A 14,706-nucleotide genomic window follows, 5' to 3' on the forward strand; every position below is an offset into this window, starting at 1 on the left:
CACCGGCACGCCGCCCCGTACGGGCAGCCCGTCCCGCCGCCGAGCCTCAGTGCACCGAGAACCCGCCGTCGACGGCGATCGACTGCCCCGTCACGTAGGCCGCCGATGTGCTGGCGAGCCACACGGCCACTCCGGCGAAGTCGTCCGCGACCCCGTTGCGCCCGACGACGGTTCGCGCTGCGAGCGCCTCGACCCGCTCGGGATCCGACGCCAGCCGCCGGTTCAGCGCCGTGAGCACGAACCCCGGCACGAGCACGTTGCTCGTCACCCCGCGCTCCCCCCACGCCTCCGCCTGCGAGCGCGCGAGCCCTTCGAGGCCCGCCTTCGACACCCCGTACGCGCCGCTCTGAACGAACGCGCGGTGCGCCTGCTGCGACGAGATCGAGATGATGCGGCCGAATCCGCGCGACGCCATGGCGGGGCCGAACCGCTGACCGAGCACGAACGGCGCCTCGAGGTTCACGCCCATCGTGGCGTCCCAGACGTCGTCGTCCAGCTCGTCGAGGGGTGGGCGGAGGTTGATTCCGGCCGAATTGACCAGGATGTCGGGCTCTCCGACGGCGAGGACGGCCGCTTCCGCCGCCGCACGAGCGCCGTCACGCGACGAGAGGTCGCCGGGCACCGCGACGGCCTCGGCTCCTGCCGCCCGGATCTGTCGAACGGCGTCGTCGAGTCGAGTCTCTTCGCGGGCGACGAGAGCCGTCGTCGCCCCGGCGAGCGCGAGGCTGGTCGCGATCGCCAGACCGATGCCGGAGCTGCCGCCGGTGACGATCGCGGTTCGGCCCTCCAGAGAGAAGAGCGATTCGAGGTGCGCGCGCACCGACACCGCGGTCACAGGAGCCGCCGCTCGAGCGCCCACGCCGTGAGCTCGTGGCGCGATGACAGCTGCAGCTTCCGCAGGACGCTCGACACGTGGGTCTCGACCGTCTTCACCGAGATGAAGAGCTCGGCCGCGACCTCCTTGTAGGCGAACCCGCGGGCGATGAGGCGCATGACCTCGCGCTCGCGAGCGGACAGCCGGTCGAGCTCGTCGCTCGCCTCAGCCTGCTCGCCCGCGGCGGTGCCGAAGGCGTCGAGCACGAATCCCGCGAGGCGCGGCGAGAACACGGCGTCGCCGTCGGCCACGGCGTGCACCGCCCGGCTGACCTCGGCTCCTGAGGAGCCTTTCGTGATGTAGCCGCGGGCACCCGCGCGGATCACGCCGACGACGTCCTCGGCGGAGTCCGAGACGCTGAGCGCGAGAAAGCGCGTGCCCGGGCACTGCGGCGCGGCCCGGCGGAGGACCTCCGCGCCGCCTCCGCCGGCGCCGCCGGGGAGGTGGACGTCGAGCAGGACGACCCCGGGTTGCGTCTCGACGATGACCTCGACGGCTTCGTCGACGGACGCCGCCTCGCCGACGACCGCGAGTGTCTCGTCGAGGTCGGCGCGGAGGCCGGAGCGGAAGATCGAGTGGTCGTCGACGATCACGACGGTGATGGCCTCGGTCATGCGGCACCTCCGGTCGGGTCGGGCGCGGACGACGGCGAGCCCGCGGAGCCACCGGGCCCGGCAGCCGGGATCACGGCCAGATCGAGATGCAGGTGCACCTCCGTGCCGACACCGCCGGCCCCTCGCCGCACCGTCGCCGTGCCGCCCGCTCTCTTCATGCGTCCCAGTATCGACTCGCGCACGCCGAGCCGGTCGTCGGGCACTTCGTTGACGTCGAATCCCGGCCCGCGGTCGCGGACGAAGACGTCGATCGCCGCCGAGGTCGCCTCCACGTAGACCGACACGTCGCCCCCGGCGTGGCGGGCGGCGTTGAGCATGGCCTCGCGGGCGGCGGCGACCAGCTCGGCAGCGCCCTGCCCCGGCTCCTGCGCCATGCCGACCACGACGACGTCGATGCGCACCGAGTGGTCGAGCTCGAGGGCGGCCGCGGTGTCGCGGATCTCGGACGCGACGTCACGCTCGGGTGCGGAGGAGCCGGCGTAGAGCCAGTCGCGCAGCTCGCGCTCCTGGGCACGTGCGATGCGGGCCACCTCGCTCGACGCACCCGCCCGGTTCTGGATGAGGGCGAGGGTCTGCAGCACCGAGTCGTGCAGGTGCGCGGCGATCTCGGCCCGCTGCTCGGTGCGCACCCGGTCGATGCGCTGCGTCGAGAGCTGACGGCGCAGGATCAGCACCTCCGGCCCGACGGCCACGGCGGCGACCCCCAGGGAGACCAGGATCACGAGGAGCCACAGCCATCCCGCGCCCGGACTCAGCGACGTCACCGCCAGCAGGAAGCCGAGCAGCACCAGCCCCGCGCCGACAGAGATCCGAACGGCGAGCGCACCGCCGACGGCCGCGGCACCGTTCGGCGGCTCGACGAACCGGCTCCACCCGACGGCCCCGAGCGCGAGCGCGACGGTCAACGGCACGGTGACCGCGAGCGTGCCGACGGCGCCGAACGCCAGGACCGCGGCACCCGAGAACAGCGCGATCGCCGCGGCCGTCCAGGCCAGGAGCAGCGGCACGGCCACTCGACGACGGACCGGCCCGTCGGCCTCCGTCGTTCCGCGCAGCGGCGTCATCGCCCAGAGCCAGAGATAGAGCAGCACGCCGGCGCCCGACGCGAGGTTGAGCAGCACGAAGGTCCAGCGCACGACGCTCACCGGCCAGCGCAGGTGCTCGGCGACGCTCACGCTCACGCCGCTCACGGCGCAGTCGCGGGGGCGCGTCAGGCGTCGCGCCTCGGGGCGCCCGCCTGCGTCGCGTGTCGTCGTGCTCACCAGAGCATCACACCACAGCGAGCCCGCCTCCCGGAGGCTCAGGGCCCGAGACCAGGGTGCGCTCAGGGTTTCCCTGGCTGACTGCTTTTGTCAATTGATATCTCACGTGAAATAGTACATGTCGAATGCGGACAGTCCGCAGACCCGGCTCATTACGTTCCGGGTCGATCACCCCACAGAAAGCACCAACCTCTATGCGAAAGCTCACTAGGGCCGCCGTGCTCGGCGCCACCGTCGCCGTCGCTGGCATCGCCCTGCTCCCCACCGCGGCCAACGCGGCCGAGAACGTCGTCCAGGTTCCCCTCGCGCAGGGCGCCACCGGCGACCTCGTGTGGTCGTTCACGAACACCGGCGCAGCTGTGAATAATCTGCGAGACGGCAGCACCATCGCGTTCTCCGCTCCGACGGGCACCACATTCCCCGGCCAAACGACCGTCCCCTCCTACTTCGGCACCGTGGGCACCGGCAACGCCATGCACTACACGGGCTGCACCGTCTCGAACGCCGGCAAGACCCTCACCTGCGACGTCAACATGAACGGACTCACGAACATCAGTTGGGGAACCAACGGCACGTTCATCGCCACCCCGAAGGTCACCGTCGCCGCGAACGCAGCCCCGGGCGCCTATACCTCCTCCTCCGCCACGCTCAACCTGACCGGAAGCAACGGCAGCATCACCGCCTCAGCGGGTCTCCGCGTCAAGGTCACGATGGCTGCGCCGCAGTTCAGCAGTGTGGACAACTCGGGCGATACGACCGTCCTGAAGGGCAGCGGCACCCCCGGCGCAACCATCGCCGTGAAGGACGCCAGTGGCAACACCATCGGCGCTGCGACCGTTGGGTCCGACGGCAGCTGGTCGGTCGACCTCGGCGCCGACTTCTCCAACGGGAGCGGCGACCTCACCGTCACGCAGTCGCTCAATGGCGAGACCTCGCCTGAGGCGACCTTCGCCGGCGCAGACCTCCCGGTCATCAACTCGGCGATCGCCGGCGGCGCCGGCCTGGCGACCCTCCTCGGCGCGGGTGCCTTCCTGCTCCGCCGTCGCATGGCCTGACAACGACGCCACACGCACCGAACGCCCCGTCTGCACCTGCAGGCGGGGCGTTCCGCGTCCTTGCGAGCCCCGAGACCAGGGTGCGCTCAGGGTGATCCCCGATGGCGGCGCAGGAGCGGTGAGACCACGATCGGAGCATGTCAGATCACACCACGACCTCCGCCGCGGGAGACGACGCCACGTCGCGTCCCCGCCCCGCCCCCGGTCAAGGCTTCTTCGACTGGGTGCGCCGCCTCGGCCTCCAGCGCGGCGACGCCTGGATCGGCGGCGTCTGCGGCGGCATCGCCGCCCGCCTCGGCATCGACCCCATCATCGTGCGCGGCATCGCCGTCGTCGTCGCGCTCCTTGGAGGCCCGGCGTTCCTCCTCTACGCCCTCGCCTGGCTCCTGCTGCCCGACACCCAGGGCACCATCCACCTCGAACGCCTGATCGGCGGCGTGTTCGACGCCGCCGCCGCGGGTGTTGCGATCTTCGTGCTGCTCGCCTTCCTGCCGATCGCGCAGGGCGTGTGGTGGGCGGCCGCGTGGCCGTTCGGCAGCGCCGCGAGCTGGGCCGTGTCGCTCGGCAAGGTGTTCTGGAGCGTCCTCGTCATCGCCGCGATCGTCGCCCTCGTCGTCTGGCTGTCCAGGCGCGCGGGCGGCAGGGGCGGCTGGGGGCCGTCGCCGTGGGCGGGTGCAGGGCCCGGAGGCTACGGTACGTCGGCGTCGGCCGCCCCGGAGGACGGCGCCGGTGGAGCGGGGGCTGCCACGAGTACGGCTGCGGATCCTGCGCCCAGCGGCTTCGTGCCCGGCGCCGCGCCCACCGGCCCGAACGGACCAGCCCCGGCCGACGTCGCCGACTGGCGCGCCCGGCAGGCCGAGTGGCGCACCCGGTACGACTCGTGGAAGGTCGAGGAGGCCGCGCGCGCCGAGCAGCGCCGCGAACAGCGCCGGGCGCAGTCGGCCGAGGCGGCGAAGTGGCAGGCCGACGCGCTCGAGAAGGCGCGCCTGCGACGCCTGGCCTCGCCGCGGACGAGCGGTGCCTACGTCGCCGCCTCGCTCGGAGTAGCCCTGATCGTCGGCGCCATCGCGGCAGCGGTCTCGTGGGGCGACGCGTCGCTGCACGAGTTCCAGGCCGTCTACGGGTTCGCGGCGGCCACCGTCGTGATCGGCGTCTCGATGATCGTCGCGGGCCTCTCGCGGCGCCGGAGCGGATTCCTCGCCTTCGTCGCGATCGTGCTCACCGTCATCACGGTCGGGCTGCTGGCCTCGCCGTCGATCCCGTCGCCGTACTCCCTGCTCACCTACCCGTTCTCCCTCGTCTTCCGATGAAAGGCCCGAACATGTCCGACGACGACCAGCCCACGCTCCCCCTCGGCTCGACCCCGAGCTCGCCGACCGAGCCGCTCGACCACCCCACGCTGCCCCTCGCGTCTCCGACCGAGCCGCTCTTCGCCGCGTCTCCGGCAGAGCCCACGCCCGAGACCATCCGGGCGCAGGAGCAGGCCGACACTCCGCCGGCTCCTGCCCCTCTCGCCCCTCGACCCCGCACCCGCTGGGCCGCCGTCGTCTGGGGCGCCCTGTTCGCGGCCTTCGGCGTCGTCGTGATGAGCGTGCTGTCGAATGCGGCCAACCGCGCCGCCTACGCCGACTGGGTGACCGGCCTCGGGCCGTCGGGCTCGACGCTGCTGGGCATCGCGGCGCTCGGCGCCCTGCTGCTCGTACTGGGTGTCGTGGCCGCCGCGAACCGCGCGTCACGCCGATCTTTATGAATATTATTGCAGGTTGATATTTTGCGTGTCACACTGGATGCAGATCGTGGGCAACCCGCCCCAGCCCGGTCCGCTGCGTTTCGGGTCGATCACCCTCCACCAGAAAGCATCTTTCAGACATGCGCAAGCTCACCAAGGCCGCCGTCCTCGGCGCCACCGTCGCCGCCGCCGGCATCGCCCTCTTCCCCGCTGCCGCCAACGCGGCCCCCTCGAACGTCACCGCGTCGATTGCTCCCGGCGAGACCGGCCTCGTGACCTGGACGACGACGGCTCCCGTCGCCGGAACGACGGATACGTCCTTTCAAGTCGATATCAATCTGGCCAACGTCGTGACCATGCCGGCGCAGAGCTCCGTTCCGCTCTACATCAACGGCACCCGAGTCTCGGACATGACCAACTGCGCACCAAACAGGTACGCCTTCCTTCTTACCTGCACTGCTCCCGCACTCACCCTCGCGGCCGGTGATGTCATCACGGTCACTCCCACTGCGACCGTCAATCCCGGAACTGCCCCGGGTGTTTACCCGGGCAGCGCGGCATCCTTCGCCTACAGGGACACCTCGGGCGCCGTCGTGACCGCCGCGAAGGGCAACTCGTCGATCACCGTGGGCGAGGCAGCCGCACTGGCGGCTCCGGCGGTCGACAACGTGTCGAACGCGAGCGGGTCGACCGTGATCAGCGGCACCGGTGTCGCCGGCGCGACGATCCAGATCAAGAACCCGGCCGGCGCGGTCATCGGCACCACCACGGTCGCCGCCGACGGGTCATGGTCGGTCGACATGGGCTCCGACATGTCGCAGAGCCCCGAAGACCTCGCCGTCACCCAGGCCATGAACGGCCAGACCTCGCCCGCCACCATGATCGACGGCGCCGCGCTGCCCGTCATCAACCCGGCCATCGCCGGCGGCGCCGGCCTCGCCGCCCTCCTCGGCGCCGGAGCCTTCCTCCTCCGCCGCCGCATGGCGTAACACCCCGCACCACCGCGACGCCCCGCAGACCACACGTCTGCGGGGCGTCCGCCGTTCGCACTCGCTTCCCGCGTGCTTTACATCTCATATTTTGTCTGTAACACTAGATATTGATCCTGGGCGACCCCGCCCTAACCCGGTCCACTGTGTTTCGGGTCGATCTCCCCAACCAGAAAGCATCTTTCACACATGCGAAAGCTCACCAAGGCCGCCGTCCTCGGCGCCACCGTCGCCGTCGCCGGCATCGCCCTCCTGCCCACCGCTGCCAACGCGGCCGAGAACGTCGTCCAGGTCCCGATCGCCCAGGGTCAGAGCGACGACCTCGTCTGGAGCTTCACCAACGCCGCCACCGCCTTCTACAACATCGAGAACGGCGGCCAGATCACCTTCAACGCTCCGGCCAACACGACCTTCCCCGCCCAGCAGACCGTGACCACGCATTACGGCGACCTGTCCACCGGCAACGCCCTGACTCTGACCTCGTGCTCGACCGGCGCGGCGGGCAAGACGCTGACCTGCTCCGTGTCCGTTCCCAACTCGAACGTCGCGTGGCCCGCCAACGGGCGCTTCCTCTTCGCGCCGAAGGTCACGGTTGCGGCAGACGCGACCCCCGGCGCCTACACCGGCGCCGCGTCGACGCTCAACCTCACGAGCTCGACGACGACCGACACCTTCTCAGCCTCGGCCGCCCTCCGCGTTAAGGTCACGATGGCCGCCCCGACGTTCAACAAGGCCGACAACTCGTCCGGCTCGACCGTCCTCAGCGGCAACGGCACCCCCGGCGCCACCATCAACGTGAAGAACGCCGCCGGCGACATCATCGGCACCACCACCGTGGCCGCCGACGGCTCCTGGTCGGTCGACCTCGGCACCGACCTCTCCGACGGCGCCTCGGCCCTCACCATCAGCCAGTCGCTGAACGGCGAAACCTCGCCCGAGACCACTGTCGACGCCGCCGACCTGCCGGTCATCAACGCGGCCATCGCCGGCGGCGCCGGCCTCGCCGCCCTCCTTGGCGCCGGCGCGTTCCTGCTCCGCCGCCGCATGGCCTGATAGCCAGGCCGAGCAGTACCCATTGCGGCACCAAGCCGCAGCATGCACCACGCGACGCCCCGCAGACCACGAGTCTGCGGGGCGTCGTGCGTTCACCGAGTCGCCCGCCCTGGAGGAGACGCTCCTACGACTCGACGATCGCGAACCCGCGGCCGCGCAACCGCCGCCGCTCCTCGCCGAGGAAGTCCAGCAGTCGCGCCGACGTGCCACGGATGTGCGCGGCGACGCGCGAGGCGGCGAGCACCCCGTCGCGGGCGAGCAGTGCATCGACGATCGCCGCGTGCTCGTCGCGAGCAGCGGCGCGGGAGGCCGGGGTGCGCACCTCGAGGTATCGCGTGCGGGTGAGACGGGTCATCACGTCGGCGATCGCGGCCCCGAGGAAGGGGTTGCCCGACAGGCGGGCGAGCACCACGTGGAACTCCGATCCTGCGCGCACCCCGGTTTCCAGGGGGTCGAGAGCCGCATGGTCGCCGAGCACCTCGAGCTCCAAGGCCACTGCCCTTAGCCCGAGCAGCTCGTCGTCGCTCGCCCGCGTCGCCGAGAGACGCACGGCCGCGGTCTCGACCGCCTCGCGGTATTCGGCGAGCGCCCGGATCTCGGTGAGATCGATCGGCGCCACGCGCCAGCCGCGCTCGACGCGCTGCACCAGCCCGTCGGCCTCGAGGCGCAGGAGCGCGGCGCGGATCGGGGTCCGCGACGCCGAGACGACGCTCTCGAGGCCGCGCTCGCTCAGGCGTTCGCCGGGGACGAGGTCGAGGGAGAGGATCGCGCCGCGAAGGGTGTCGTACGGCGATGTGTCGGTCATCCTGCGCCCTCGGATCTCGTCAGCGGTTGGTATACGTTGATGGTATCCCACAACGGGACACCAGAGCCCACCGACCATGACAGGACCGCCGTGACGACCGCGACCGCTTCGCCGACCGAGACCCCGACGAGAGCCTGGGGCATGCTCGGCCTCGGCGTGCTCGCGCAGGCCTCGGGCACGGTGCTGGTGTCGACGCCGGCGTTCCTAATCCCGCTGCTGCACGTCGACCAGGGCGTGCCGCTGGCGCGGGCCGGCCTGCTCGCGTCGGCGCCGACGTTCGGCATGGTGCTGATGCTCGTCGCCTGGGGCGCGATGGCCGACCGCTGGGGTGAGCGCTGGGTGATCGCGCTCGGCCTCGCCCTCACGACGGTCTTCGCCGGGCTGGCCATGACGACGACGCACTTCGGTCTGCTGGCGGCGCTGTTCGTGCTCGGCGGGGCGTCGGCGGCGAGCACGAATGCGGCCAGCGGACGCGTCGTGGTGGGCTGGTTCCCGAAGAATCGCCGCGGGCTCGCCATGGGAATCCGGCAGATCTCGCAGCCGATCGGCGTCACGATCGCCGCGATCGCGATCCCTCCCTTGGCCTCGCGGTTCGGCATCGCCGGTGCTCTGGCGCTGCCCGTGGCGCTCAACCTCGTGCTCGCCGGGCTGTGCGCGCTGTTCATCGTGAACCCGCCGCGGCCGTCGGCCCCGCACGGCGAGCGGCAGGCCCCGGGCGCAGGAGCCGCGAGCACACCCGCCCACCCGAACCCCTACCGCCGCAGCTGGTTCCTCGCCCGAATCCACGCGGTGTCGGTGTTGCTCGTGATCCCGCAGTTCACCCTCTCGACGTTCGGCCTGGTCTGGCTGATCTCGGGCTACGGCTGGTCCGCCGGGGCGGCGGGCGCCGTGATCGCCGGGTCGCAGTTCGTCGGAGCGATGGGCCGGATCGTGATCGGATCGACCAGCGACCGGTTCGACAGCCGTGTCGGGCTCCTGCGTCTCGTCGCCGTGGCCGGGGCGGTCTGCATGGGCGTTCTCGGTCTGCTCGCCGACACGCCCTGGTCGGGTGCGGCCGCCGCCGCGTTCATCGTGGCTACGACGATCAGCGTGGCCGACAACGGGCTGGCGTTCACGTCGGTCGCCGAGGCGGCGGGCACGCGCTGGTCGGGTCGCGCGCTCGGAATCCAGAACACGGGACAGTTCGTCGCCGCCTCGGCGGTCGGGCCCGGCGTCGGCGCCCTGATCGCCGCGGTCGGCTACCCGCTGTCGTTCGCGCTCGTGGCACTCACGCCCGTGCTCGCGATTCCGCTCGTGCCGCGGCGCGACGTCGTCGACGAGTGACTCGTGTTGCCCGATTCCATCCGGCTCACCCGAAGGCGCGCACGAGATCGCATGGAACTCCGCGGCGTCAGACGCGAGCCCCGGTCGAAGCGTCTGGTTCGTCGCGCACCAGAAGCTCCAGGAATCGACCGTTCACGAACAGCCGGTCACGCCCTCGCCGCACGTCGGTCAAGACGCCCGCCTCCACCAGTGCGTTCAGCCACCCAGTGGCGGTCGGGCGAGAGACACCGCACCGTTCGACGACTGTGCCGATGCGGCAGTAGGGCTGCTCGAAGAGCAGGGCGAGGAGGTCGGCGTTGACGCCGCCACGGATGGTGGCACGGATCGTCTCGTGCAACTCGACCTGCAGATCGCGGATGCTGTCGATCTTTCGCAGGGTCGAGATCGCGGTCTGACGTGTTGCTTCCAACATGAACAGAACCCACTCGATCCATGCTCCGCCCGAAGTGACCCGCCCCAAGAGCGCGTAGTAGGTCGCCTTGTGGCGAATGATATACCGCGACAGATAGAGGATCGGCTGCGCGAGTAACCCTGCCTCTACGAGCATCAAGATGTTGAGGATCCTCCCCGTGCGCCCGTTGCCATCGTCGAACGGATGGATGGCCTCGAACTGATAGTGGGCAATCGCCATCCGCACCAGCGGGTCGAGATCATCGTCGGAGTGGATGAAGGACTCCCAGTTGGCGAGCTTCTCGAGCAGGAGGGCCTCCCCTGCCGGTGGCGTGTACACGGCCTCCTGCGTCGTCGGATTGCCGATGAACGTGCCCGGGTTCTTGCGGACATGCATGTCACGAGACTTGATGGTCGAGCAGACGCGGACAGCCGTCGACGCCGTGAGTGGCCGCTCCGCAACGGTGACGAACCCGTCGCGCAGGGCCGTCCGGTAGCGCAGCGCCTCGCGCGTTGCCGGATCTGACGCGCGGGCCTCGTCGGCGGCGAATCTGAACAGTTCGTCGGTGGTCGTGACGATGTTCTCGATCTCCGAGCTGGCCTGCGCCTCGAGGAGAGGGATGGCGTTGATCAGGACGGTGGGGTTGGGCATCCCCGCTGCCGCCCGATCCAGAGCCGCCAGCGCCGCCCGCGCTTCGATGGTGGCTTTCAGGACGTCTCGTGTCTCCACGTCGAAGCGGGGCGGAAGGTCAGGCAGGTCGTTGAAGGGAACGCCCGGATTCCAAGACATTCCGCGATTGTAGTAGATCTGTCAAAAAACACGCCATTTTTTTACATGTATCGCAAACCCGGCAAAATCGTTGACACGTTCAGCGACTCGCGGTGCGAACGGAATCGGCGAGGCGCGCAAGCGCCGCAGCGGAAGACGACCCCGGCTCCGCCGTGTACGCGAACACGTGCACACCCGCCTCGCCCGCGACCTCGAGCTGCTCGTATCGCAGCGTCAGGTCGCCGACGATCGGGTGATGCAGCGACTTCTCGACGTCGCGATGGAAGCGCACGTCGTGCGACGCCCACACCGCGGCGAACTCCGGCGAGCGCGTGGTGAGCTCGCCCACGAGCGACGCGATGCCGGGGTCGAACGGATCGCGGCCGGCGTGCCCGCGGAGGGCCGCCGCGCACTCGCGGGCCATGCGAGGCCAGTCGAGGTAGAACTCGCGTGCGGCCGAGTCGAGGTAGGTGAAGCGAGCGACGTTCGGGAAGGCAGGGCCTCCGGATCCTGCGCCCTCGAACAACGGGGCGAACAGGGCTCGCCCCAGGGCGTTGGCGTGCAGGACGTCCTGGCGGCTGTTCACGGCGAGCGCGGCGGCGCCCGTCATCGCGTCGAGCAGCCAGACGACACCCGGGCGGAGCAGCGACGGCGAGCGCGCCGGAGACCGCCGAGGCAGACCCTGAGTCGCCGCAGCAGCCCGGGCGAGGTCGTGCAGGTGCTCGCGCTCGGCGTCGTCGAGGCGGAGCGCGCCCGCCAGCGCGACGAGCACCCCCTCCGAGACTCCGGCGAGCGCGCCGCGCTCGATGCGGGCGTAGTACTCGACGCTCACGCCGGCGAGGGTCGCGACCTCCTCGCGGCGCAGGCCCTGGACCTGCCGAGGCCCGAACGAGCGCAGGCCGACGTCACTCGGGCTGATCCGGCCCCGTCGCGACGTGAGGAAGTCGCGGATCTCGTCTCGCACGCTGTCGGCGTCCACGGCTGCGACGCTACCGCGCGGCCGCAGCGACGGGGGTGCCCTGCGAGTACGTGCCCCCGGCGGGCCTCGTCGCGCAGACACCGCGGTGCTGTGCTGACGTCTGCGACCGACCGGCCGTGCACACCGAGCGAGGAGACCACCATGACCACCACCCCCATCGACCAGCCCACGATGCAGGCCGGCCCGAGCGACTGGTTCGACGGCGTCGTGCACATCGACGTCGTCGGCACTCCCGGCCCGGCGAGCCGCGTGATGGCCGGCCTCGTGCACTTCGCCCCGGCAGCGCGCACCGCCTGGCACACGCACCCGAACGGCCAGACCCTCTATGTCACCGAGGGCGTGAGCGTCGTCCAGGTCGAGGGCGAGAGGGCGCAGGAGCTCCGCGCAGGCGACCGCGTGGTGATCCCCGCCGGCGCGAACCACTGGCACGGGGCGGCTCCCGCACGTCTGACCACCCAGCTCGCGTATCAGGAGGCCGACGCCGCCGGGGAGCACACGACCTGGGGCCGGCCGGTGACGGACGAGGAGTACGCCGCGCGCTGACGCGCAGGCGGCCCGTGCGAGGATGAGCGGAGCGTGCGGCACGGGCCGCGCCACGAAGGGACGACGATGACCGAGGCCGCCTACTCACCAGAACTCCAGGCGATGATCGACCGCGCCGGCGCGCTCACCGCCGAGGAGGCCGAGACGCTGGGGCGCCTCTGGAAGAGCGACGAGGGCATCGTCCTGTCGTCGCCGTCGGTCGGCATGGGCATCCAGGGCGGCGTCGACCTTCCCGTCATCACCAATGAGGACCTCATCGGCGCCTGGGAGCGCGCCCTCGACGCCGCCGGCAAGGCGGGTCGCGTCGACGAGATCGAGGCGGCTCGCGAGGCCGGCCGTGTCGTCGTCCAGGATCTCCGGCACTCGCACGACGACGCCTACGCGAAGGACGGCGCCGAGGAGGCCGTGCGCTCGGCCGTGCTCGCGACGGGCGTGCGCGATCTCGTCACGGACGACGACTACCGGCTTCTCACCGCGGCCTGGGCGAAGGTCGTCGACCCCGCCTGACCAGCGCCCGCGCGCGCGACGCGCAGGCCCAGCGGTGGTTACGCGGTCAACGCCGCCGACCCCTGCAGGCGTTCGGCGGTCGCCCGGAGCCGCGCGACGTCCGGCGTGAGTCGGCCCTCGGGCCACGCGAACACCGTCGTGGCGAGCGGCGCGTCGAGCACCGGGACGGCCACGTGCTCCGGCCACTGCCAGGCGCGACTCGACCGCGGGATCACGAGCAGCGTCTTGCCGAGCGCCACCAGCTGAGCGAGTTGCGACTGCGAGCGCACCTCAGGGCCCGGCCCGTCGGGGTAGCCGCCGCCGACCAGGGGCCAGCGGGCGATCGGCAGGTCGGGCACGTGCTGCACCTCGGCGAGCGTGAGCGACGTGCGGGAGGCCAGCGGGTGCGAGGCCGGGACGATCGCGACCTGGGCCTCGGAGTCGAGGTCGACCCCGTCGCATCCTGCGAAGTCGTCGAAGGGCCGGTGCATGATCGCGGCGTCCGCGCTGCCGTCGAGGAGGAGGCCCTGCTGCTCGCCGATCTCGCAGAGCAACACCTCGATCGGGGTGGCGCCGGCATCGGCGGCGTTCGCATCGAGGAGGGCCTGCAGGAACTCGTGCGACGACCCCGCCTTCGTGGCGAGCACGAGCTGCCGCGTGGGTGCACCCGCACGCTGTGCCCTGCGCCCCGCGGCGCCGACGGCCGCGAGCGCCGGTCGCGCATCGCGCAGGAGCACCTCGCCCGCCGCCGTCAGGCTCACGCTGCGCCGGTCGCGCTCGAGCAGCGCCACGCCCAGTCGCCGCTCGATCTGCTGGATCGCGCGCGACAGGGCCGGCTGCGCGATGCCGAGGTCGTCGGCCGCCCGCCCGAAGTGCAGGCGCTCGGCGACGGCGACGAAGTAGCGCAGCTCACGGGTCTCGAGGTCGTCCACGGCGCGAGTCTACGTCCGCCCAGCCCGGTGATGCCTCGGCGGCATCACAGGGTGCCCGATCGGCCTTGGACGGCACGGCACCGGCGGGCCGACGATGAGGCCATGACAGATCAGCAGAGCACAGAGTCCGGCACCGCAGAGACGACCCCCACGACCGCCCTCGTGACCGGCGCGAACAAGGGGATCGGCTTCGCCATCGCCGAGGGCCTCGGTCGGCAGGGCCTTCGCGTGATCCTGGGCGCCCGCAATGACGCCTCGCGCGACGAGGCCGTGGCGACGCTGCGATCAGAGGGCATCGATGCGCACGGCGTCGCCCTCGACGTGACCGACGACGAGAGCGTCGCGGCTGCTGCCGCCGCGCTCGAGGCGGACTTCGGAACCCTCGACGTGCTGGTGAACAACGCCGGCATCTCCGGCCCGTTCGACCCGGTGACCTGGCAGCAGGATCCGACGGACCTCTCGCTCGACACCCTCCGAGACGTCGTCGACGTCAACGTGTACGGCGTGATCCGCGTCACCAACGCGATGCTGCCGCTCCTGCGCAGGTCGAAGGCGCCCAGGATCGTGAACGCCTCGAGCAGCATGGGCTCGCTCGGCCGGCAGCCGGGCCCGATCATGGCCGCTTACTCGCCCTCGAAGACCTTCCTCAACGGCGTGACCGTGCAGTACGCGCGAGCGTTCGCGGACACCCCGATCATCGTCAACGCCGCCTGCCCGGGCCTCGTCGCGACCGACTTCAACGGCTTCGCCGGTGATCGGACGCCCGCGATGGGCGCCGCCACGGCGATCCGGCTCGCGACGCTGCCGGACGACGGCCCTCGTGGCGGCTTCTTCGACGACGGCGGTGTCGTGCCGTGGTGACTCCGGCTCGGACCGTCGGCACGTGCTCGTTTTGCGCAGTGT

Annotated in this window: 16 protein-coding genes; 9 read left to right on the plus strand and 7 right to left on the minus strand. The window is 71.4% G+C overall.

Features of this window, described 5'->3' with window-relative positions; genetic code table 11:
* Positions 1–46: 46 nt before the first annotated feature.
* From C8E83_RS14425 to C8E83_RS14435, 3 genes are read right to left on the minus strand one after another with little or no spacing between them, the layout of a single operon-like run.
* Positions 47–859, minus strand: coding sequence for an SDR family NAD(P)-dependent oxidoreductase (locus tag C8E83_RS14425; protein ID WP_245981689.1), 813 nt, complete (start codon positions 857–859; stop codon positions 47–49).
* Complete coding sequence (locus C8E83_RS14430; protein WP_121370535.1) at positions 832–1,488, minus strand: LuxR C-terminal-related transcriptional regulator; 657 nt, start codon at positions 1,486–1,488, stop codon at positions 832–834. The genes C8E83_RS14425 and C8E83_RS14430 overlap by 28 nt, the downstream gene beginning before the upstream one ends.
* Positions 1,485–2,750 (minus strand): ATP-binding protein, encoded by a 1,266-nt coding sequence (locus tag C8E83_RS14435; protein ID WP_245981691.1) that lies wholly within the window; start codon positions 2,748–2,750, stop codon positions 1,485–1,487. Before C8E83_RS14435 ends, C8E83_RS14430 begins: the two co-directional genes overlap by 4 nt.
* Positions 2,751–2,944: 194 nt before the next feature.
* Between C8E83_RS14435 and C8E83_RS14440 the strand changes: the two genes are divergently transcribed.
* The 5 genes from C8E83_RS14440 to C8E83_RS14460 all read left to right on the plus strand — a co-directional run bounded on the left by C8E83_RS14440 (position 2,945) and on the right by C8E83_RS14460 (position 7,576).
* On the plus strand, positions 2,945–3,805 hold the full coding sequence (locus tag C8E83_RS14440; RefSeq protein ID WP_147430188.1) for an Ig-like domain-containing protein: 861 nt from the start codon (positions 2,945–2,947) through the stop codon (positions 3,803–3,805).
* A gap of 137 nt (positions 3,806–3,942) precedes the next feature.
* Positions 3,943–5,115, plus strand: coding sequence for a PspC domain-containing protein (locus C8E83_RS14445; RefSeq protein ID WP_121370538.1), 1,173 nt, complete (start codon positions 3,943–3,945; stop codon positions 5,113–5,115).
* 11 nt (positions 5,116–5,126) lie between these two features.
* Positions 5,127–5,555 carry a hypothetical protein gene (locus C8E83_RS14450; protein WP_121370539.1) on the plus strand — a complete coding sequence of 143 codons (429 nt, stop codon included), beginning with the start codon at positions 5,127–5,129 and terminating at the stop codon, positions 5,553–5,555.
* Between the two features lie 119 nt (positions 5,556–5,674).
* A complete protein-coding gene (locus C8E83_RS14455; protein WP_121370540.1) occupies positions 5,675–6,523 on the plus strand; it encodes an Ig-like domain-containing protein in 849 nt (282 codons plus the stop codon).
* 189 nt (positions 6,524–6,712) lie between these two features.
* On the plus strand, positions 6,713–7,576 hold the full coding sequence (locus C8E83_RS14460; protein ID WP_121370541.1) for an Ig-like domain-containing protein: 864 nt from the start codon (positions 6,713–6,715) through the stop codon (positions 7,574–7,576).
* 124 nt (positions 7,577–7,700) lie between these two features.
* Here C8E83_RS14460 and C8E83_RS14465 read toward each other — a convergent pair whose 3' ends face one another.
* Positions 7,701–8,381, minus strand: coding sequence for a GntR family transcriptional regulator (locus C8E83_RS14465; protein ID WP_121370542.1), 681 nt, complete (start codon positions 8,379–8,381; stop codon positions 7,701–7,703).
* A gap of 90 nt (positions 8,382–8,471) precedes the next feature.
* Here C8E83_RS14465 and C8E83_RS14470 point away from each other — a divergent pair, with 90 nt between their 5' ends.
* Entirely contained in the window at positions 8,472–9,704 is a 1,233-nt protein-coding gene (locus tag C8E83_RS14470; protein ID WP_425454770.1) for an MFS transporter, read from the plus strand.
* Positions 9,705–9,771: 67 nt separating this feature from the next.
* Here C8E83_RS14470 and C8E83_RS14475 read toward each other — a convergent pair whose 3' ends face one another.
* Positions 9,772–10,884, minus strand: a complete 1,113-nt coding sequence (locus C8E83_RS14475) for a Fic family protein (RefSeq protein ID WP_121370543.1) — start codon at positions 10,882–10,884, stop codon at positions 9,772–9,774.
* 79 nt (positions 10,885–10,963) lie between these two features.
* Entirely contained in the window at positions 10,964–11,842 is an 879-nt protein-coding gene (locus C8E83_RS14480) for a helix-turn-helix transcriptional regulator (protein WP_121370544.1), read from the minus strand.
* A gap of 141 nt (positions 11,843–11,983) precedes the next feature.
* On the opposite strand from C8E83_RS14480, the gene C8E83_RS14485 reads away from it, so the two are divergent.
* Together C8E83_RS14485 and C8E83_RS19580 are read left to right on the plus strand one after the other, a co-directional pair.
* Positions 11,984–12,385 (plus strand): (R)-mandelonitrile lyase, encoded by a 402-nt coding sequence (locus tag C8E83_RS14485; protein ID WP_121370545.1) that lies wholly within the window; start codon positions 11,984–11,986, stop codon positions 12,383–12,385.
* A 66-nt stretch (positions 12,386–12,451) separates the two neighbouring features.
* Positions 12,452–12,892, plus strand: a complete 441-nt coding sequence (locus C8E83_RS19580; RefSeq protein ID WP_170159949.1) for an SDR family oxidoreductase — start codon at positions 12,452–12,454, stop codon at positions 12,890–12,892.
* 38 nt (positions 12,893–12,930) lie between these two features.
* Here the strand turns inward: C8E83_RS19580 and C8E83_RS14495 are convergent, their stop codons facing one another.
* Positions 12,931–13,803 (minus strand): LysR family transcriptional regulator, encoded by an 873-nt coding sequence (locus C8E83_RS14495; protein ID WP_121370546.1) that lies wholly within the window; start codon positions 13,801–13,803, stop codon positions 12,931–12,933.
* A gap of 102 nt (positions 13,804–13,905) precedes the next feature.
* Between C8E83_RS14495 and C8E83_RS14500 the strand changes: the two genes are divergently transcribed.
* The gene (locus C8E83_RS14500; RefSeq protein ID WP_121370547.1) at positions 13,906–14,664 is read left to right on the plus strand and encodes an SDR family oxidoreductase; all 759 of its coding nucleotides are present in this window, start codon (positions 13,906–13,908) and stop codon (positions 14,662–14,664) included.
* Positions 14,665–14,706: the final 42 nt, after the last annotated feature.

It is taken from the genome of Frondihabitans australicus (assembly GCF_003634555.1).
In the GTDB taxonomy this organism is placed as follows: Bacteria; Actinomycetota; Actinomycetes; order Actinomycetales; family Microbacteriaceae; genus Frondihabitans; species Frondihabitans australicus.